General features: G+C 72.5%; 14 protein-coding genes. 6 read left to right on the top strand and 8 right to left on the bottom strand.

Features of this window, described 5'->3' with window-relative positions:
- Positions 1-39: 39 nt before the first annotated feature.
- Genes ACZ50K_RS32245 through iolC form a run of 4 tightly spaced genes read right to left on the bottom strand, consistent with a single transcriptional unit; the run spans position 40 to position 5,327 of the window.
- The gene (locus ACZ50K_RS32245) at positions 40-1,539 is read right to left on the bottom strand and encodes a CoA-acylating methylmalonate-semialdehyde dehydrogenase (protein WP_468909696.1); all 1,500 of its coding nucleotides are present in this window, start codon (positions 1,537-1,539) and stop codon (positions 40-42) included.
- A gap of 40 nt (positions 1,540-1,579) precedes the next feature.
- The gene (iolD, locus tag ACZ50K_RS32240) at positions 1,580-3,538 is read right to left on the bottom strand and encodes a 3D-(3,5/4)-trihydroxycyclohexane-1,2-dione acylhydrolase (decyclizing) (protein ID WP_468909693.1); all 1,959 of its coding nucleotides are present in this window, start codon (positions 3,536-3,538) and stop codon (positions 1,580-1,582) included.
- Positions 3,535-4,419 carry a 5-deoxy-glucuronate isomerase gene (iolB, locus tag ACZ50K_RS32235; RefSeq protein ID WP_468909691.1) on the bottom strand — a complete coding sequence of 295 codons (885 nt, stop codon included), beginning with the start codon at positions 4,417-4,419 and terminating at the stop codon, positions 3,535-3,537. Before iolB ends, iolD begins: the two co-directional genes overlap by 4 nt.
- On the bottom strand, positions 4,419-5,327 hold the full coding sequence (iolC, locus tag ACZ50K_RS32230; RefSeq protein ID WP_468909766.1) for a 5-dehydro-2-deoxygluconokinase: 909 nt from the start codon (positions 5,325-5,327) through the stop codon (positions 4,419-4,421). The genes iolB and iolC overlap by 1 nt, the downstream gene beginning before the upstream one ends.
- A gap of 105 nt (positions 5,328-5,432) precedes the next feature.
- Here iolC and ACZ50K_RS32225 point away from each other — a divergent pair, with 105 nt between their 5' ends.
- The 3 genes from ACZ50K_RS32225 (at position 5,433) to ACZ50K_RS32215 (ending at position 7,830) form a co-directional block, all read left to right on the top strand.
- Complete coding sequence (locus ACZ50K_RS32225) at positions 5,433-6,347, top strand: sugar phosphate isomerase/epimerase family protein (RefSeq protein ID WP_468909688.1); 915 nt, start codon at positions 5,433-5,435, stop codon at positions 6,345-6,347.
- Positions 6,348-6,360: 13 nt separating this feature from the next.
- Complete coding sequence (locus ACZ50K_RS32220) at positions 6,361-7,401, top strand: Gfo/Idh/MocA family protein (protein WP_468909685.1); 1,041 nt, start codon at positions 6,361-6,363, stop codon at positions 7,399-7,401.
- 228 nt (positions 7,402-7,629) lie between these two features.
- Positions 7,630-7,830 (top strand): helix-turn-helix transcriptional regulator, encoded by a 201-nt coding sequence (locus tag ACZ50K_RS32215; protein WP_468909682.1) that lies wholly within the window; start codon positions 7,630-7,632, stop codon positions 7,828-7,830.
- Positions 7,831-7,915: 85 nt separating this feature from the next.
- On the opposite strand, the gene ACZ50K_RS32210 is transcribed toward ACZ50K_RS32215, so the two are convergent.
- The gene (locus ACZ50K_RS32210; RefSeq protein ID WP_468909679.1) at positions 7,916-10,195 is read right to left on the bottom strand and encodes an MMPL family transporter; all 2,280 of its coding nucleotides are present in this window, start codon (positions 10,193-10,195) and stop codon (positions 7,916-7,918) included.
- A 131-nt stretch (positions 10,196-10,326) separates the two neighbouring features.
- On the opposite strand from ACZ50K_RS32210, the gene ACZ50K_RS32205 reads away from it, so the two are divergent.
- Positions 10,327-10,968 (top strand): TetR family transcriptional regulator, encoded by a 642-nt coding sequence (locus tag ACZ50K_RS32205; RefSeq protein WP_468909677.1) that lies wholly within the window; start codon positions 10,327-10,329, stop codon positions 10,966-10,968.
- Here ACZ50K_RS32205 and ACZ50K_RS32200 read toward each other — a convergent pair.
- Positions 10,943-12,208: a cation:proton antiporter gene (locus tag ACZ50K_RS32200; protein ID WP_468909763.1), complete on the bottom strand. Its 1,266-nt coding sequence runs from the start codon at positions 12,206-12,208 to the stop codon at positions 10,943-10,945. The genes ACZ50K_RS32205 and ACZ50K_RS32200 overlap by 26 nt on opposite strands.
- A gap of 173 nt (positions 12,209-12,381) precedes the next feature.
- On the opposite strand from ACZ50K_RS32200, the gene ACZ50K_RS32195 reads away from it, so the two are divergent.
- Together ACZ50K_RS32195 and ACZ50K_RS32190 are read left to right on the top strand one after the other, a co-directional pair.
- A complete protein-coding gene (locus tag ACZ50K_RS32195) occupies positions 12,382-12,615 on the top strand; it encodes a heavy-metal-associated domain-containing protein (protein WP_468909674.1) in 234 nt (77 codons plus the stop codon).
- Positions 12,616-12,711: 96 nt separating this feature from the next.
- Positions 12,712-15,000 carry a heavy metal translocating P-type ATPase gene (locus ACZ50K_RS32190; protein ID WP_468909671.1) on the top strand — a complete coding sequence of 763 codons (2,289 nt, stop codon included), beginning with the start codon at positions 12,712-12,714 and terminating at the stop codon, positions 14,998-15,000.
- A 358-nt stretch (positions 15,001-15,358) separates the two neighbouring features.
- Here the strand turns inward: ACZ50K_RS32190 and ACZ50K_RS32185 are convergent, their stop codons facing one another.
- Both ACZ50K_RS32185 and recD2 read right to left on the bottom strand, forming a co-directional pair.
- The gene (locus ACZ50K_RS32185) at positions 15,359-16,648 is read right to left on the bottom strand and encodes a citrate synthase (protein ID WP_468909668.1); all 1,290 of its coding nucleotides are present in this window, start codon (positions 16,646-16,648) and stop codon (positions 15,359-15,361) included.
- A 167-nt stretch (positions 16,649-16,815) separates the two neighbouring features.
- Positions 16,816-19,044: an SF1B family DNA helicase RecD2 gene (gene recD2, locus ACZ50K_RS32180; protein WP_468909665.1), complete on the bottom strand. Its 2,229-nt coding sequence runs from the start codon at positions 19,042-19,044 to the stop codon at positions 16,816-16,818.
- Positions 19,045-19,124 lie beyond the last annotated feature (80 nt).

Raw genomic sequence — 19,124 nt, 5'->3', positions numbered from 1 at the left:
GGGGTGGCCGGGGGTTCTGGGGTCTCGGGGCGGGGACGGTCAGTGGTTGCGGGGGAAGCCGAGGTCGACGCCGGCGGAGCCCTCGGAGGGGTCGGGCCAGCGGGTGGTGACGACCTTGCCGCGGGTGTAGAAGTGGATGCCGTCGTTGCCGTAGATGTGGTGGTCGCCGAACAGCGAGTCCTTCCAGCCGCCGAAGGAGTGGTAGCCCACCGGCACCGGGATCGGCACGTTCACGCCGACCATGCCGGCCTGGACCTCCAGCTGGAAGCGGCGGGCCGCGCCGCCGTCGCGGGTGAAGATCGCGGTGCCGTTGCCGAACGGCGAGGCGTTGATCAGGGCCACCGCCTCCTCGTAGGTCTCGGTGCGCAGCACGCACAGGACCGGGCCGAAGATCTCGTCGCGGTAGGCGTCGGAGTCGGTCTTGACGTGGTCGAGGAGCGAGAGGCCGATCCAGTGGCCGTTCTCGTTGCCCTCCACCGTGTAGCCGGTGCCGTCCAGGACCACCTCCGCGCCCTGGGCGGCGGCGCCCTCCACGTACGAGGCGACCTTGTCGCGGTGGGCCGCGGTGATCAGCGGGCCCATCTCGGAGGTGGGGTCGTTGCCCGGGCCGATCTTGATCTTCTCGGCGCGCTCGCGGATCTTCTCGACGAGCTCGTCGGCGATGGAGCCGACCGCCACCACGGCGGAGATGGCCATGCAGCGCTCGCCGGCCGAGCCGTAGGCCGCCGAGACGGCCGCGTCGGCGGCGGCGTCGAGGTCGGCGTCCGGGAGGACCAGCATGTGGTTCTTGGCGCCGCCCAGGGCCTGCACCCGCTTGCCGTTGGCGGAGGCGGTGGTGTGGATGTGGCGGGCGATCGGGGTGGAGCCGACGAAGGAGACGGCCGCGATGTCGGGGTGCGCGAGCAGCGCGTCGACGGCGACCTTGTCCCCGTGCACCACGTTCAGCACACCGGCGGGCAGCCCCGCCTCGCTCGCCAGCTCGGCCAGCTTGTTGGCGGCCGACGGGTCCTTCTCGCTGGGCTTGAGGATGAAGGTGTTGCCGCAGGCCACGGCCAGCGGGAACATCCACATCGGGACCATCGCCGGGAAGTTGAACGGGGTGATGCCGGCGACCACGCCCAGCGGCTGGCGGATCGAGGAGACGTCCACCCGGTTGGAGACGGAGGTGGACAGCTCACCCTTGAGCTGGGTGGTGATCCCGCAGGCCAGCTCGACGATCTCCAGGCCGCGGGCGACCTCGCCCAGCGCGTCCGAGTGCACCTTGCCGTGCTCGGCGGTGATCAGCTCGGCGATGGCGTCCCGGTTGGCGTCCAGCAGGGCGCGGTAGGCGAAGAGCACCTTGGTGCGGGCGGCCAGCGAGGACTGGCCCCAGGACAGGAACGCCTCCCGGGCGGTCCGGACCGCGGCGTCGACCTCCTCGGTGGAGGCGAGGGCGACCCGGGTGGTGACCTCACCGGTGGCCGGGTCGGTGACCGGGCCGTAGTTGCCCGACGCGCCCTCGACGGTCTGGCCACCGATCCAGTGGTTGACGGTCTTCATTGCTTGCTCCTCCGGATTTCGTTCCTGCGGCCGGTGGCCTTCACAGGTGGCGACGTCGATCGGCGGCTTGCCTGTCGTACTCTTCGCGGGCCTCGATCGCGGATCCGCGGGTCGCGGTCTCGGCCACGGGAACATCCCACCACGCCTGCGCGGGGGGAGGGCCCGACACAGTGTCGGGCGTTCGGGTCTGTGTGTAGACACATGTGGGACGGTCCGACCGACGGGCTTCGGCCAGGGCTTCCCGCAGGTCACGGACGGTACGGGCACGGATGACGGTCATTCCGAGGGAGGCCGCGTTGGCCGCGAGGTCCACCCCCGGCAGGGTCTCGGGGCGGAAGCCGGTGCCGAGCCGTTCACCTCCCACCGACTCCGAGAGACCGCCGATGGAGGCATACCCCTGGTTGTCCACGATCACCAGCTTCAGGGGGATTCCCTCCTGGACGGCGGTGACCAGCTCGGTGGGGTTCATCAGATAGGTGCCGTCGCCGACCAGCGCCCACACCGGGCGGCCGGGCTCGGCGAGGGCCACGCCGATCGCGGCGGGGATCTCGTATCCCATGCAGGAGTAGCCGTACTCCACGTGGTACTGGAGCGGGGACCGGGTCCGCCACAGTTTGTGCAGGTCCCCCGGGAGCGAGCCGGCCGCGTTGACCAGGACGTCCTCGGCGCCGACCAGCTCGTCCAGGGCGCCCAGCAGCTGGGCCTGGGTCGGCGCGGTGTCCGGGTCGGCGGCCCGGAAGGCCAGGTCCACCCGGCGCTCCCAGTCCGCCTTGGCGGCCGTGTACTCCTCCTCGTACGCCCGGTCCGTACGGTGCCCCGAGAGCAGTCCGCGCAGTTCCCGCAGGGCCTCCCGGGCGTCCGCGACCAGCGGGGCGGCGGCGAGCTTGTGGGCGTCGAACGGGTCCAGGTTGAGGCCGAGGAAGCGGACGGCCGGGTTCTGGAACAGGGTCGCGGAGGCGGTGGTGAAGTCGGTCAGCCGGGTGCCGGCCGCGATGACCAGGTCGGCCTCGTGGGCCAGGGCGGCGGCGGTGGCGGTCCCGGTGTGGCCGATGCCGCCGATCTCGGCCGGGTGGTCGTGCGGCAGGGCGCCCTTGCCGGCCTGGGTGACGGCCACCGGGATGCCGGTGGCCTCGGCGAACGCGGCCAGCTCCGCCTGCGCCCCGCTGTGCCGGATCCCGCCGCCCGCGATGATCAGGGGGCGTTCGGCGGACCGGACCGCGGCGGCGGCCGCTTCGAGTCCCGACCGGTCCGGGCGCGGCCGGCGGACCGGCCAGACCCGCTCGGCGAAGAACCCGGCGGGCCAGTCGTGGGCCTCGGCCTGCACGTCCTGGGGCAGGGCGAGGGTGACGGCCCCGGTCTGCACGGGGTCGGCGAGCACCCGGGCGGCCTGCAGGGCGGCGGGGATCAGCGCCTCGGGGCGGGTGATCCGGTCGAAGTAGCGGGAGACCGGGCGGAGCGTGTCGTTGACCGACAGGTCCCCGGCCCAGGGGAGTTCGAGCTGTTGCAGCACCGGGTCGGCGGGGCGGGTGGCGAAGGTGTCGCCGGGCAGCAGGAGCACGGGGATCCGGTTGATGGTGGCGAGGGCGGCTCCGGTGACCAGGTTGGTGGCGCCGGGGCCGATGGAGGTGGTCACCGCGTGGGCGGACAGCCGTCCGCTGTGCCGGGCGTAGCCGACGGCCGCGTGCACCATGGCCTGCTCGTTGCGGCCCTGGAGGTAGGGCATCTCGGCGGGGCCGGTCTCCAGCAGGGCCTGGCCGATGCCGGCCACGTTCCCGTGGCCGAAGATCCCCCAGGTGGCGGCGATCAGCCGGTGCCGGCGGCCGTCGCGTTCGGTGTACTGGCGGGCCAGGAAGGCGATCAGGGCCTGTGCGGTGGTCAGCCGCACGGTGCCGCCCGCCGCCGCGCCCGCGGCCCGTGCCGGACGGGTGGGGCGGGTGGGGCCCTGGGGCTGCGCGGGCTGCGCGGGGTGCACAGGGTGCGTGGGCTGGGTGGAGGTCATCGGGGCGGGTCCTCCTGTGCGGGACGGTGGAAGGGCAGCCGGGGGTCGGCGGGCAGACCGGGCCAGGTGTCGCGGATCCAGGTGTGCCCGGGGTGGTCGCGGATCAGCCATTCGCGGGTGGCTCCCGGGCCGGCCATCACGTTCAGGTAGTACATGTCGTGTCCGGGGGCGGCGACGGACGGGCCGTGCCAGCCGTCCGGGATGAGGACCGCGTCCCCGCTGCGGACCTCGGTGAGCAGTTCGGTCCCGCCGGCCGCGGAGGGGCTGACCCGCTGGTAGCCGTAGCCGGGGGTGTCTCCGTGCGGGGCGATCTCGAAGTAGTAGATCTCCTCCAGTTCGGACTCCTCGCCGGGGTGGTGCTCGTCGTGCTTGTGCGGCGGGTAGGAGGACCAGTTCCCGCCCGGGGTGAGCACCTCCACGGCGATCAGCCGGTCGCAGGGGAAGGTGCCGGCGGCGGCGAAGTTGTTCACCTGGCGGGAGCAGTTGCCGCGGCCGCGCAGTTCCACGGGGACCTCGCGGGCCGGGCCGTAGCGCGCGGGCAGCCGGTGCTCGCAGCGCGCCCCGGCGAGCGCGAAGCGGCCGCCGGCGGCCGAGCGCACCTCGCCCCGCGCGTCGCGCGGCAGATAGGCGAAGTCGCTCACCGCCCCGAACACGTCCGCCCTCCCCCGCAGTTCGAAGACCGTGCCGGACCTCCCGGCGCCATCGGGGGCGGCGGCCGCCCCCGTGGGGTCCGGGCCGGTGCAGCGGACCCGGGCGGACCCGGCCAGCGGCAGCACGATCCATTCGGTGTCCCCGCAGTCGAAGGCGTACTCCTCGCCCGGCGCGAGCTCCAGCACCCGCAGCCGGGTCAGTTCCATGGCGTGTTCGGCGACCACCGGCATCAGACGAGCACCTCCGCGACCTCGGCCGGATACGGCATCGCGCTGGAGCAGGCCAGCCGGGAGGCCACGATCGCCCCCGCCGCGTTGGCGTACCGCATCACCCGCTCCAGGTCCCAGCCGGCGAGCAGCCCGTGGCAGAGCGCCCCGCCGAACGCGTCCCCCGCGCCGAGTCCGTTGACCACCTCCACCTTCAGCGGCGGCACCTCCGCGACCGTGCCGTCCCGGTGCACGGCGAGGACCCCCTCGGGGCCGCGTTTGACCACCGCCAGCTCCACCCCGGCGGCCAGCAGGGCGCGGGCCGCCGCGTACGGTTCGCGCTCCCCGGTGGCGATCTCGCACTCCTCGGCGTTGCCGACGGCGACCGTCGCCCCGGCCAGCGCCCGGGCGTACGGCTCGGCCGGGTCGGCGTCCCACAGCACCGGCCGCCAGTCCAGGTCGAAGACGGTGGTGCCGGACTCGGCGCGGGCGTCGAGGGCGGCCAGGGTGGCGGCGCGGCTGGGTTCCGCGCTGAGCCCGGTGCCGGTCATCCAGAACACCCGGGCGGACCGGATCGCGTCCAGGTCGAGTTCCCCGGGGTGGATCTCCAGGTCGGGGGCCTTGGGTTCGCGCCGGAACAGGATCGGGAAGCGGTCCGGCGGGTGGATCTCGCAGAAGGTGAGCGGGGTGGGGTAGGCGGCCACCTCGGACACCCAGCGGTCGTCGACCCCGAACCGCCGGAGCTCGGTGCGCAGATAGCTGCCGAAGGGGTCGGCTCCGGTCCGGCTGACCAGTGCGGTGCGGCGGCCCAGCCGGGCGGCGGCGACCGCCACGTTGGCCGGGGATCCGCCCAGGAACCGCGCGAAGGTCTCCACCTCGGCCAGTGGTACGCCGCTGCTCAGCGGGTAGAGATCCACCCCGATGCGGCCCATGGTGATGAGGTCGAACGGATCCGCCGGATCCGCCGGATCGAACCGGTCGGTCGTCACTGTCAAGTCCTCCAGTCTCCAGACGCGATGCACCCTAAGGTGGCCGTTATGACGTCCTCCCCGCCCGCGTTGACCCGTATCCGTGTCGGTTCGGCACCGGATTCCTGGGGAGTGTGGTTCCCGGACGACCCCCGGCAGACCGGCTGGTCCCGGTTCCTCGACGAGGTCGCCGAGGCCGGTTACGAGTGGATCGAGCTCGGACCGTACGGCTATCTCCCCGCCGACCCGGCCCGGCTGACGGAGGAGACGGCCGCGCGCGGGCTGCGGGTGTCCGCCGGAACCGTCTTCACCGGACTCCATCACGGGCCCGCGGTCTGGGCCGAGACCTGGGCGCACGTGTCGCGGGTGGCGGCCCTCGCCCAGGGGGTGGGCGCCGGACACCTGGTGGTGATCCCCTCGTTCTGGCGGGACGACAAGACCGGTGCCGTGCTGGAGGACCGCACGCTGACCGCCGGGCAGTGGCGGGACCTGGCCGGGCAGACCGAGCGGCTGGCCCGGGAGGTGCGGGAGCGTTACGGGCTGCGGATCGTGGTGCACCCGCACGCGGACACCCATGTCGACACCCCGGAGAACGTCGCCCGGTTCCTGGACGCGACGGATCCGGAGCTGGTGTGGCTGTGCCTGGACACCGGGCACTACGCGTACTGCGGCGGGGACAGCGTGGAGCTCATCGAGACCTTCGGGGAGCGGCTCGGCTATCTGCATCTGAAGCAGGTCGATCCGCGGGTCCTGGCCGAGGTGCGGGCGGCGGAGCTGCCGTTCGGGCCGGCGGTGGCGCGCGGGGTGATGTGCGAGCCGCCCTCGGGGCTGCCCGCGCTGGAGCCGGTGCTCGCCGCCGCCGAGCGGCTGGGCACCGAGCTGTTCGCGATCGTGGAGCAGGATATGTATCCCTGCCCGCCCGACCGGCCGCTGCCGATCGCCCGGCGGACCAGGGACTATCTGCGCTCTTGTGGCGCCCGTTGAGGAGGTCGCCCTCGTGACCAGCACGTCCAGCACAGCCAGCACAGCCAGCACCCTGGGCATAGCCGTGATCGGTACCGGGCGGATGGGGGCCGACCACGTCCGGCGGATCGGGCATTCGGTCGGCGGTGCCCGGGTGGTGGCCCTGGCGGACCCGGACGGCGACCGGGTGAAGGAGCTCGCCGAGGAGATCGGCGGGGCGTCCGCGCACACGGATCCGCTGGCCGCGCTCGCCGCGCCGGGGGTGGACGCGGTCCTGATCGCCTCCCCGGGGGCGGCCCATGAGGAGTCGCTGCTGGCCGCGTTGGAGCGCCGGCTGCCGGTGCTGTGCGAGAAGCCGCTGACCCCGGATCCGGCGGGGGCCCTGCGGATCCTGGAGGCGGAGGCCCGGCTGGGCCGGCGGCTGGTCCAGGTGGGGTTCATGCGGCGGTTCGACGCGGAGTACCTGCGGTTGAAGGAGCTCCTGGACGGGGGCGGGATCGGGCGTCCGCTGTTCCTGCACTGCCGGCACCGCAACGCCTCCTCCCCCTCCTTCTTCACCAGCGAGATGCTGATCGCCGATTCGGTGGTGCACGAGGTGGACGCCGCCCGCTGGCTGCTGGGGCAGGAGGTGACCGCGGTGTCGGTGCTGTCCCCGGCCCCTTCCTCGGCCGCCCCCGAGGGGCTGGCCGATCCCCAGCTGGTGCTGCTGGAGACGGCCGGCGGGACCGTGGTCGACGTGGAGGTCTTCGTCAACTGCGGGTTCGGCTACCAGGTCCGGTGCGAGGCGGTCGGGGAGTCGGGCAGTGCGCTGATCGGCGAGGAGCGGGGGATGGCGGTGGAATCGGCGGGCCGCCGTTCCTCGGAGATCCCCCAGGACTTCACGGTGCGCTTCGCGGACGCCTACGACCGGCAGCTGCGGCGGTGGGTGGCCGCGGCCGCCCGCGGCGGGGTGGACGGTCCGGACGCCTGGGACGGCTACGCGGCGGCCGCGGTGTCCCAGGCGGGGCTGACCGCGCTCCGCACCGGCACCCGGACCCCGGTGGAGCTGGCCGAGCGGCCCGCGCTCTACCGCTGACGCGTCTCCTTCATCTCCCGGCTCCTGTGCCGCTTCCGTCACAGGGGTCGGGAGTTCGTCACGCATGTCCGCATTACGCGGGTCTTCCGTCACAGGCATACGACAGCCCCTCCCCTGCCTTCACCGAGCGTCGTTCTCCGGGCACAACTTGAGTGATCGTCAGCGCCCGCGCCCCGGCTCCCCCGACGGCCTCCCGGCCGCCGCCGGGCGTGGACTAGGAGGTGTGCCATGACCGACCGGAAGCTGTGGTCGTACAAGGAGATCGCCGCCCATATCCGGGTGCAGCCGGATACGGTGCGCTCCTATCGCAAGCACGGGCTGCTGCCCCCGCCGGACCATGTGGAGGCGGGCAAGCCCTACTGGTACGCCGACACGATCCGCACCTGGGTGGCGCAGCGCCCGGGCAACCGGGGCCGGCGCGAGGACTGACCCCCGCCCCGGCCCCGAGCGGGCCCCGAGCGGGCTCCGATCCCCGCCCGGGGCCCGCTCGGGCCCCGGGCCGGGCCGGGCCCGGTCAGCCGACCCCGGCCGGGACCTTCCCGGGCCCGGCCGGTGCCGCGGTCTCGGCGGGTGCCGGTGCCGGTTCCCCCTCGCTCAGCCCGAACCGCTCGTGGAGCCGGCGCAGCGGTCCCGGGGCCCACCAGGTGGCCCGGCCGGTCAGCTTCATCACCGCGGGCACCAGCAGGCTGCGGACCACCATCGCGTCCATCAGCACGGCCAGCGCGATGCCGAGCCCCAGCATCTTGGTGTTGGTGACCCTGGAGGTGCCGATGGCGACCATCACCACCGCCAGGATCACCGCGGCCGCCGTGATCACCCCGCCGGTCCGGGCCAGTCCGGTCCGGACCGCCCCCTCGTGGTCCCCGGTGCGGTCGAACTCCTCCTTGATCCGGGATATCAGGAACACCCCGTAGTCCATCGACAGTCCGAAGGCGATGCAGAACATCAGCACCGGCAGTGTGGTCTCGATGTCGCCGGTGGCGGTGAAGGAGAGCAGTCCCGACAGATGGCCCTGCTGGAACACCCACACCACCGCGCCGAACATGGCGGTGAGGCTGAGCGCGTTGAGCAGCACCGCCTGGAGCGGGATGAGGATGCTTCCGGTGAGCAGGAACACCAGCAGCAGGGTGGCCGTCACGATCAGGGCCAGGGCCCAGGGCAGCCGGTCGGCGATGGCGTCCTGGGCGTCCACCAGTACGGCCGCCTGTCCGGTGACCGCGGTGTCGAAGGGGGCCTCGGTCCCGCGGACCTCGCCGACCAGGTCCTTGGCCTGCTGTCCGGCGGCCTCACCCTCCCCGAGGACGGTGAAGTAGGCGTAGGAACCGGAGGTCACCGGCCCCTCGGCGCGGACCGCTCCGGGCAGGTCGGCCAGCGTGGCCCGGTACCGCTCGTACTGGGCGGGGCTGGCCGGGCCTTCGGCCAGCACCACCAGGCCGTCTCCCGGGTTGCCCGGGAACCCGTCCCGGATCTGCTGCTGGACCAGGTGCGAGGCGGCGGTCTTCGGGAGCTGGCGGTCGTCCACCGTGCCGAACTCCACGCTGAGGAAGGGCAGCCCGAGGAGCAGCAGCCCGGCGGTGGTGGCCACCGCGAACAGCGGGGCCCGCCGCATCACCAGGGTGGCCGTCCGGGCCCAGCCGCGCCCCTCCGCGGCCTCGCCGGCGCCCTCCACTGCCTCGCCACCGCTCTCCCGGCTCCCTCCGGGGCTCCGGTCGCGCCTCCATATGCGCCTGAGGTCGAAGGAGTTGACCCGGTGCCCGAGCAGGACCAGCGCGGCCGGCAGCAGGAGCAGCGCCGCCGCGGCGGCGATCAGGACCACGGCGATGCCCGCGTAGGCGAAGGAGCGCAGGAAGTACATCGGGAAGAGCAGCATCGCGGAGAGAGCCACCGCGACGGTCAGCGCCGAGAACAGGACGGTCCGCCCGGCGGTCCGCAGGGTGGCGCCGACGGCGGCCACCGGCTCCCGGCCGGCCGCGAGCTCCTCCCGGAAGCGGCGCACGATGAACAGGGCGTAGTCGATGGCCAGGCCCAGGCCGAGGGCCGTGGTGAGGTTCATCGCGAAGACGGAGACCTCGGTGAACTCGGTCAGCCCGCGGAGCACCGCGTTGGTGCCCAGGATGGCGATGATGCCGACACCCAGCGGCAGCAGGGCCGCGATCGCGCTGCCGAAGACCAGGACCAGCAGGACCAGGGTGACGGGGAGGGCGATCAGCTCGGCCCTGAGGAGGTCCTCCTGGATGGTGGCGGTGACCTCCCGCTGCACGGCCGCCCGGCCGCCGAGGGAGACCGTGACGGGCCCGTGGGTGCCCTCGAACTCGGGGGCGATCCGGTCGAGGACCTCGGTGGTGGTCTTCTCGTCGCCCTGGACCCGGGCCGCGATCAGGGCTTCCCGCCCGTCCTTCGAGCGCAGGGTGGGCAGCCGGTCCCGCCAGTACGAGCCGACTCCGGTGATCCCCGGCTCGGCGGCCAGCCGGGCGGCCAGCCGCCCGGCCTCGGCGGCCACCGCCGGATCGTCGACCCCGGCGGTGCCGGCGGAGGCTCCGGCCCGGACCAGCAGCAGCAGATTGGGCTGGGAGGCCGGGAACTCCCGCTCCAGCGCCTCCGAGGCATAGCTCGACCGGGCGTTCGGGTCCTCCCAGCCGCCGCTGCCCATCCGGTCGGCGACCCCGCCGCCGGCCACCACGGCCAGGGCCGTGAACAGGAGGGCGAGCAGCAGCGAGAGGCGGGGCCGGGCGGTGACGAAGCGGGTGAAGGCGCCCTCCCCCGCCCCCCTCGGCGTCTTCTTGACTTCAGGCATGACTCGGTGTCCCCTTCACCGTGATTGCCAGTCGGAATACACTGGCAAACACGAGCAGTCGCTCGCGTTCACCCAGAATGCGAGCGAGCTCTCGCGTTTGTCAATCACCCTTGGGAAGGAAGGGATGCGCCGTGCCCCAGGAGAAGCCGGCCGCCAAGGCCGCCGCGCCGCGCCGCCAGGCCCGCGGCGAGCGCCGGATCGCCCAGCTCCTGGAGGCCGCCGCCGGGGTGTTCTGCCGGAGCGGCTACGCCGCCGCGAGCACCAACTCCATCGCCAAGGAGGCGGGCGTCTCGCCGGGCACCCTCTACCAGTTCTTCCCGAACAAGGAGGCCATCGCGGTGGAGCTGGGCGGCCAGCTGCTCCAGCGGGCGCACGAGACCCACGGCCGCGCCTTCCTCCCGGAAAACCTCCGGAAACCGCTGCCGGAGCTGCTGGACGCGGTCCTCGACCCGGTGATCGCCTTCAACTGCGAGAACCCGGCCTTCTGGGCCCTGATGCACGGCTCCGGGGTCCCCGGGGTGGCCCAGGGCCACGAGAGCCTCCACGGCGGCCTGCTGACCCGCGTGGAGGGCGTCCTGCGGGGCTTCTGCCCCGACTCCTCGGACACGGAGCTGGAACTGACCGCCCATATGATCCTGGGCATCTTCAAGTCCTCGCTGGACCTGATCCTCGCCAGCGAGGGCGAGGATCGGGCCGCGTACGTGGCCGAGCTGAAGACCGTGCTGCTGCGCTATCTGGAGCCGATGCTCACCACGACTCCGACTGCCCCCTGACCCGCCCGGCCCGGTCCCTTCCCGCCCGGTCCCTTCCCGCCCGGTCCGTTCCCGCCCGGTCCCCTCCGGCCCGGTCGGCACCGCCCCGCAGCCGCAGCCCCACCAGCGGGAAGACCAGCACGGACAGCATTCCGGCGCCGACCAGCGCCGCCGCCTCCCCGGAGCCCAGCACCCCGCCGTCCACCCCCAGCGTGGTGATCGCGACCACCAGCGGCAGCGCGGTCGCGGAGAACAGCGAGAGCGCGCCCCGGGCCGGCCGGTCCAGGTCCCGGGGCGCCAGCAGCCACACCGGCAGCCCGCGGACCAGCAGGAACAGCAGCAGGAACACCGGGAGCAGCAGCAGGGTCCGGCCGCCGGCCAGCAGCGCGTCCAGGTCGAACTCGATGCCGGTGACCACGAAGAACAGCGGGACCAGGAAGCCGAAGCCCATCGCCTCCACCTTGGACAGCACGGTCTCGCTGCTCTCGGGCGCCGCCCCGTGCAGGACCAGCCGGGTGATCAGTCCGGCCGCGAAGGCGCCGAGCAGGACGTCGAGCCCGAGCAGCTCGGCCAGTCCCAGCATCAGGACGAGCATCAGGACCACCAACCGCACCGCGAACTGTCCGCTGCTGTGCAGGGTCTTCGCGATGACCCCGGAGAACCAGGTGGCCTTGGGCCGCAGGGCCCAGAACACCGCCAGCCCGGTGAGCAGCGCGAACACCACGAGCAGTACGGCCGACTGCAGCGGGGCGCGGCCGCTGAGCAGCAGGGCCATGGCGATGATGGGCCCGAACTCGCCCACCGCCCCGAAGGCCATCATCACCGACCCGAACCGGCCCTTGAGGTCCCCGGAGTCGCGCAGGACGGGCAGGATCGTGCCGAGGGCGGTGCTGGTGAGCGCGGTGCCGATGTAGACCCCCTTCTCGAAGCCGCCGCGGGCCAGCAGCAGTCCGGCCACCAGGCCGAGCACCAGGGCCGCGCCCCAGGCCCAGCCGGCCCGTCTGAGGGTGTCGCCCCTGATCCGGTCGAACTGGATCTCGTATCCGGCGAGGAAGATCAGCATGGCCAGGCCCAGCTCCGAGAGGACGTCCACGACCTCGCCGGTCGTCGCCCAGCCGAGGACGTCGGGGCCCACCAGGATCCCGAGCAGGATCTCGAAGATGACCAGCGGTACGGCCGCCCAGCGGGACAGTCCGTATGCCAGGAGCGGCGCGAGCACCGCGATGGACATGATCACGATCAGGGTGCCCACATGCGCCATACGCGCCATTTACGTACGATTCTGGGCACCTGTCCACCGCGAAGGGCCCGACCTCCCCCCGACTTATACCCCCTAGGGGTATAGTCTCTTCTTGACGGGTGGACCGTGGAGTGCGGGAGCGCACGCCCGGCCGGCCGACGACCGACGACAGACGCCCCGAAGAGGAGAACGACATGACCGCCGAGACGGACACCCAGACCACCACCGTCTACCGGGTGACCGGCATGACCTGCGGGCACTGCGAGGGCGCGGTGACCACCGAGATCTCCGCCCTCCCCGGCGTCAGCTCGGTCAAGGCCGTCGCCGCCACCGGCGAGGTCACCGTGGTCTCCGCCGCCCCCCTCGACGAGGAGGCGGTGCGCGCCGCTGTCGACGAGGCCGGGTACGAGCTGGCCGGCCGCGCCTGACCCCCCGCACCGCCCTCTTCCGCAGTGCCCCGCCGGGCCGTGCCGGCCAGTAGCCACTGGTCCGGTACGGCCCGGCCCTCTCTCTGGAGCCGGACCATGAGCAGCACCCGCGAGGTGGAGCTGACGATCGGCGGGATGACCTGCGCCTCCTGCGCAGCCCGGATCGAGAAGAAACTCAACCGGATGGACGGGGTCACCGCCTCGGTGAACTACGCCACCGAGAGGGCCAGGGTGTCCGTCAGCGGGGACACCGGGGTCGCCGACCTGATCGCCACCGTGGAGCGGACCGGCTACACGGCGGCCGAGCCCCCGCCGCCGGCACCGCCCGCCCCCGGCCCGGCCCCCGGGACCGGGCGGACCACCGGCGCCGCCGGGACGGCCGGGACCGGTCCGGACGGCGACCCGGAGACCGCCGCGCTCCGGCAGCGGCTGCTGGTCTGCGCCGTCCTCAGCGCGCCGGTGGTGCTGCTCGCGATGGTCCCGGCCCTCCAGTTCGACAACTGGCAGTGGCTCTCGCTGACCCTGGCCGCCCCGGTGGTGGTCTGGGGCGGACTGCCCTTCCACCGGGCCGCCTGGACGAACGCCCGGCACGGTGCCGCGACCATGGACACCCTGGTCTCGATCGGCACCCTGGCCGCGTTCGCCTGGTCGCTGTGGGCCCTGTTCTTCGGGCACGCCGGCGAGCCCGGCATGCGGCACGGGTTCGACCTCACCGCGACCCGCGCCGACGGAGCGGGCACCGTCTACCTCGAAGTCGCCGCCGGAGTGATCACCTTCATCCTCCTCGGCCGCTATCTGGAGGCCCGCTCCAAGAGGAAGGCCGGCGCCGCCCTGCGCGCCCTGCTCGACCTCGGCGCCAAGGACGTGGCCGTACTGCGCGGGGGCGCCGAGGTGCGGATACCGGTCTCCGAACTGGCCGTCGGGGACCGGTTCGTGGTCCGCCCCGGAGAGAAGGTCGCCACCGACGGCACCGTCCTCGAAGGTTCCTCCGCCATCGACGCCTCGCTCCTCACCGGCGAGTCCACCCCCGTCGAGGTCACGGTCGGCGACCCCGTCACCGGCGCCACCCTCAACGCCGGGGGCCGGCTGCTGGTCGAGGCCACCCGCGTCGGCGCCGACACCCAACTCGCCCGCATCGCCCGGCTCGTCGAGGACGCCCAGAACGGCAAGGCCCAGGTCCAGCGCCTCGCCGACCGGATCTCCGGGGTCTTCGTCCCCGCCGTGCTCCTCATCGCCCTGGGCACCTGGACCGTCTGGCTGCTGACCACCGACGACCCCACCGCCGCCTTCACCGCCGCGGTCGCCGTCCTGATCATCGCCTGCCCCTGCGCCCTCGGACTGGCCACTCCCACCGCCCTGATGGTCGGCACCGGGCGCGGCGCCCAACTCGGCATCCTCATCAGGGGACCCGAGGTCCTGGAGTCCACCCGCCGCGTGGACACCGTCCTCCTCGACAAGACCGGCACCGTCACCACCGGCCGGATGACCCTGCTCGCCACCCACACCGACCACCCCGGCACCGACGCCCCCGGCGAGGAGGACGAGGTCCTGCGGCTGGCCGGCGCCCTGGAGAACTCCTCCGAACACCCCATCGCCCGCGCCGTCGCCACCGCCGCCGCCGAGCGCACCGGCCCGCTGCCCGTCCCCGAGGACTTCGGCAACCTCCCCGGGCTCGGCGTCCAGGGCACCGTCGACGGACACCGCGTCCTCGTCGGCCGGGCCCGGCTCCTCGACGAGCGCGGCATCCTCCTGCCGCCCCGCCTGGACACCGCCCGCGGCACCGCGGAGGCCGCCGGCTCCACCGCCGTACTGGTCGCCGTGGACGGCACCGCCCGGGCCGTACTCGAAGTCGCCGACGCCGTGAAGGACACCAGCGCCGAAGCCGTCACCGCCCTGCGCGCCCTCGGGCTCACCCCGGTCCTCCTCACCGGCGACAACCGGACCGTCGCCCGCCATATCGCCGACCAGGTCGGCATCGACCAGGTGATCGCCGAGGTCCTGCCCCAGGACAAGGCAGAGACCGTCCGGACCCTCCAGGCCCAGGGCCGCAGCGTCGCCATGGTCGGCGACGGGGTCAACGACGCCGCCGCCCTCGCCCAGGCCGACCTCGGCATCGCCATGGGCACCGGCACCGACGCCGCCATCGAGGCCGCCGACCTCACCCTGGTGCACGGTGACCTCCGCACCGCCACCGACGCCATCCGGCTCGCCCGACGCACCCTCAGCACCATCAAGGGCAACCTCTTCTGGGCCTTCGGCTACAACCTGGCCGCCCTTCCGCTCGCCGCCCTCGGCCTCCTCAACCCCATGATCGCCGGGGCCGCCATGGCCTTCTCCTCGGTGTTCGTGGTGACCAACAGCCTGCGGCTGCGCGGGTTCCGGTAGTGGATCTCCTTCGCCGGTTGCACACAGGTCCTTCACGGGAGACGCAGATCACAGTGATGGCAACGTAACCATCCGGGGTCGGCGCGGGTCTAATGGGGCAGTGCCAGGAACGTCTTGGGGGACGTTTGACGGAAGTCCTGGGGGACGACCGGGCACCAGCAGGCCGGGACACGTGCCCACGGGAAGCTTTGAGCGGCCCACCCGACACGTACGGGTCCCGGCAGACCACCGAACGCCTCGGCTCGGATCCCGTGGGGGGAATCCGTACCGGGGAAACGGAAAGCGCCCCGACCGTCGACCCGTGGGGGGATCGACGGCGGGGCGCTTTTCTCTGCCCTGGGGCCGGCCTGCCCGGTGGCTAGCGGGCCTCGACCGGGACGAAGTCGCGCAGGACCTCGCCGGTGTAGATCTGGCGCGGGCGGCCGATGCGGGAACCCGGCTCCTTGATCATCTCGTGCCACTGGGCGATCCAGCCGGGGAGCCGGCCGAGCGCGAACAGCACGGTGAACATCTCGGTCGGGAAGCCCATGGCCCGGTAGATCAGACCGGTGTAGAAGTCCACGTTGGGGTAGAGGTTGCGCTCGACGAAGTACTCGTCGGCCAGCGCGTGCTCTTCCAGCTTGAGGGCGATGTCCAGCAGCTCGTCGGACTTGCCGAGGGCCGAGAGGACGTCGTGCGCCGCCGCCTTGATGATCTTCGCCCGGGGGTCGAAGCTCTTGTAGACGCGGTGCCCGAAGCCCATCAGGCGGACGCCGTCCTCCTTGTTCTTCACCTTGCGGATGAAGCTGTCCACGTCGCCGCCGGAGGCCTGGATGCCCTCCAGCATCTCCAGCACCGACTGGTTGGCGCCACCGTGCAGGGGGCCCCACAGGGCGCTGATGCCGGCCGAGATCGAGGCGAACATGTTCGCCTGCGAGGAGCCGACCAGACGGACCGTGGAGGTCGAGCAGTTCTGCTCGTGGTCCGCGTGCAGGATCAGCAGCTTGTCGAGCGCGTTGACCACGACCGGGTCGAGCTCGTACTCCTGGGCCGGCACGGAGAAGGTCATGCGCAGGAAGTTCTCGACGTACCCGAGGTCGTTGCGCGGGTAGACCACCGGGTGGCCGACCGACTTCTTGTACGCGTACGCGGCGATGGTCGGGAGCTTGGCGAGCAGCCGGATCGTCGAGAGGTGGCGCTGCTTCTCGTCGAACGGGTTGTGGCTGTCCTGGTAGAAGGTGGACAGCGCGCTGACCACCGAGGACAGCATGGCCATCGGGTGCGCGTCGCGCGGGAAGCCGTCGTAGAACCGCTTGACGTCCTCGTGCAGCAGCGTGTGCTGGGTGATCTCGTTGCGGAAGGACGCGAGCTGGTCGACGGTCGGCAGCTCGCCGTTGATCAGCAGGTACGCGACCTCGATGAAGGTCGAACGCTCGGCCAGCTGCTCGATCGGGTAGCCGCGGTAGCGCAGGATGCCCTGCTCACCGTCGAGGTACGTGATCCCGGATTTATAGGCGGCCGTGTTCCCGTAGCCACTGTCCAGGGTGACCAGCCCGGTCTGGGCCCGGAGCTTCGAGATGTCGAAGCCCTTGTCACCGACGGTGCTGTCGACCACCGGGTAGGTGTATTCGCCGTCCGCGTACCGCAGTACTACAGAGTTGTCGCTCACGTCATCCCTCACCGACGTAGTGCCTCTTCTTCGAGGTGCCCTGACTGCCTCTACCTTCCCCCATTTGGCGCAGGATGGTGCACTCGGGGTCGGCCTTTGGTGCTTCCGACGGCACTCAGTGCCGCCAACCCGCCCATCCTGCCCCCTCCGCCCCGGTTGCGGAAACCCTAGGTGATGTTTCCCACCGGTATACGGCCGGACAGCCTAGGGGCCACGGCGGTGTACCTCCGGCCTGCGGAAACCGTACGCACAGCCTGGGCCAGGGCCTTGCGGGAGCCCACCAGGACGACCAGTTTCTTCGCCCTGGTCACCGCCGTGTACAGGAGGTTCCGCTGGAGCATCATCCAAGCCCCGGTGGTGACCGGGATCACCACAGCCGGGTATTCACTCCCCTGGGAACGGTGGATGGTGACGGCATAGGCGTGGGCCAGCTCGTCCAGCTCGGCGAACTCGTAACCCACCTCCTCGTCTTCGTCGGTCCGGACAGTCAGCGTCTGCTCGTCCAGGTCGAGGGCGGTGACCACCCCGACGGTGCCGTTGAAGACCCCGTTGGCGCCCTTCTCGTAGTTGTTGCGGATCTGGGTGACCTTGTCCCCCACCCGGAACACCCGGCCGCCGAACCGCTTCTCGGGCAGCTGCGGGCGGGCCGGGGTGACGGCCTCCTGGAGCAGGCCGTTGAGGTGACCGGCTCCGGCCGGGCCTCGGTGCATGGGGGCGAGGACCTGGATGTCCCGGCGGGGGTCCAGGCCGAATCTGGCCGGAATTCGACGGGCGGCCACGTCCACGGTGAGCCGTCCGGCCTCCTCGGTGTCCTCCTCGGGGAACAGGAAGAAGTCCGGGAGCCCGTCGGTGAGCGGGGGCAGTCCGGTGTTGATCCGGTGGGCGTTGGTGACCACCCCGGACTGCTGGGCCTGCCGGAAGATCCGGGTCAGCCGGACGGCGGGCACCGGCCCGCCCTCGGCCAGCAGGTCCCGCAGCACCTCCCCGGCCCCCACCGAGGGGAGCTGGTCCACATCCCCGACCAGCAGCAGATGGGCCCCCGGCGCCACCGCCTTGACCAGCTTGTTCGCCAGCAGCAGGTCCAGCATGGAGGCCTCGTCCACCACCACCAGGTCGGCGTCCAGCGGCCGCTCCCGGTCGTACGCCGCGTCCCCGCCCGGCTTGAGCTCCAGCAGCCGGTGCACGGTGGAGGCCTCGGCCCCGGTGAGCTCCGAGAGGCGTTTCGCGGCCCGGCCGGTGGGGGCGGCCAGCACCACCTTGGCCTTCTTGGCCCGGGCCAGCTCCACGATGGAGCGGACGGTGAAGGACTTGCCGCAGCCGGGTCCGCCGGTGAGCACCGCCACCCGGCGGGTCAGCGCGAGCTTCACGGCCTCCCGCTGCTCCGGGGCGAGTTCGGCTCCGGTCCGGCCGGCCAGCCAGCCGAGCGCCTTGTCCCAGGCCACGTCCCGGAAGGCGGGCATCCGGTCCTCCTCGGCGTTCAGCAGCCGGCGCACCTGCCCGACCAGGGAGAGCTCGGCCCGGTGGAAGGGCACCAGGTAGACGGCGGTGAGCGGGGGGCCGCCCTGCGGGTCGGGGACCTGTTCGCGGACCACGCCCTCCGGGTCGGCGGCCAGGGCGGCCAGGCATTCGATGACCAGCCCGGTGTCCACCTGGAGGAGCTTCACCCCGTCCGCGATCAGCCGTTCCTCGGGCAGGAAGCAGTGGCCCTGGTCGGTGGACTGGGACAGGGCGTACTGCAGCCCGGCCTGGACCCGCTCGGGGCTGTCGTGCGGGATGCCGACGGACTGGGCGATCTTGTCGGCGGTGAGGAAGCCGATGCCCCAGACGTCGGCCGCCAGCCGGTAGGGCTGGTTGCGGACCACCGAGATGGAGGCGTCCCCGTACTTCTTGTAGATGCGGACGGCGATGGAGGTCGAGACCCCGACCCCCTGGAGGAAGACCATGACCTCCTTGATGGCCTTCTGCTCCTCCCAGGCCTCCGCGATCTTCTTGGTGCGCTTGGGGCCGAGGCCGGGCACCTCGATCAGGCGTCCGGGCTGGTCCTCGATGATCTGGAGGGTGTCCTCGCCGAAGTGCTGGGTGATGCGGTCGGCGAACACCGGGCCGATGCCCTTGACCAGCCCGGAGCCCAGATAGCGGCGGATGCCCTGGATGGTGGCGGGCAGCACGGTCCGGTAGTTCTCCACGGTGAACTGCTTGCCGTACTGCGGGTGGGAGCCCCAGCGGCCCTCCATCCGCAGGGACTCGCCCGGCTGGGCGCCGAGCAGCGACCCGACGACCGTGAGGAGGTCGCCGGCACCGCGGCCGGTGTCCACCCGGGCGACGGTGTAACCGCTCTCCTCGTTGGCGTAGGTGATCCGCTCCAGAACCCCTTCGAGCACTGCCATGTTCGACATGCCTGGAAAGTTACCGCCCCCGGCCGACACCCCGCCGTGGCCTGTGGAAAACCAGAAGGGGGTCCGGCCTCGCGGCCGGA

It is taken from the genome of Streptomyces sp. NPDC033845 (assembly GCF_055576225.1).
The sequence above is the reverse complement of the archived record's forward strand: the minus strand, read 5'-3'. Positions and strand labels throughout refer to the sequence as shown.

What these genes read in the sequence shown, in the direction of transcription:
- ACZ50K_RS32245 (WP_468909696.1), bottom strand. Translation starts at nt 1,539, where the DNA reads ATGAAGACCGTCAACCACTGGATCGGTGGCCAGACCGTCGAGGGCGCG.
- iolD (WP_468909693.1), bottom strand. Translation starts at nt 3,538, where the DNA reads ATGACCTCCACCCAGCCCACGCACCCTGTGCACCCCGCGCAGCCCGCG.
- iolB (WP_468909691.1), bottom strand. Translation starts at nt 4,419, where the DNA reads ATGCCGGTGGTCGCCGAACACGCCATGGAACTGACCCGGCTGCGGGTG.
- iolC (WP_468909766.1), bottom strand. Translation starts at nt 5,327, where the DNA reads ATGGGCCGCATCGGGGTGGATCTCTACCCGCTGAGCAGCGGCGTACCA.
- ACZ50K_RS32225 (WP_468909688.1), top strand. Translation starts at nt 5,433, where the DNA reads ATGACGTCCTCCCCGCCCGCGTTGACCCGTATCCGTGTCGGTTCGGCA.
- ACZ50K_RS32215 (WP_468909682.1), top strand. Translation starts at nt 7,630, where the DNA reads ATGACCGACCGGAAGCTGTGGTCGTACAAGGAGATCGCCGCCCATATC.
- ACZ50K_RS32210 (WP_468909679.1), bottom strand. Translation starts at nt 10,195, where the DNA reads ATGCCTGAAGTCAAGAAGACGCCGAGGGGGGCGGGGGAGGGCGCCTTC.
- ACZ50K_RS32200 (WP_468909763.1), bottom strand. Translation starts at nt 12,208, where the DNA reads ATGGCGCATGTGGGCACCCTGATCGTGATCATGTCCATCGCGGTGCTC.
- ACZ50K_RS32195 (WP_468909674.1), top strand. Translation starts at nt 12,382, where the DNA reads ATGACCGCCGAGACGGACACCCAGACCACCACCGTCTACCGGGTGACC.
- ACZ50K_RS32190 (WP_468909671.1), top strand. Translation starts at nt 12,712, where the DNA reads ATGAGCAGCACCCGCGAGGTGGAGCTGACGATCGGCGGGATGACCTGC.
- recD2 (WP_468909665.1), bottom strand. Translation starts at nt 19,044, where the DNA reads ATGTCGAACATGGCAGTGCTCGAAGGGGTTCTGGAGCGGATCACCTAC.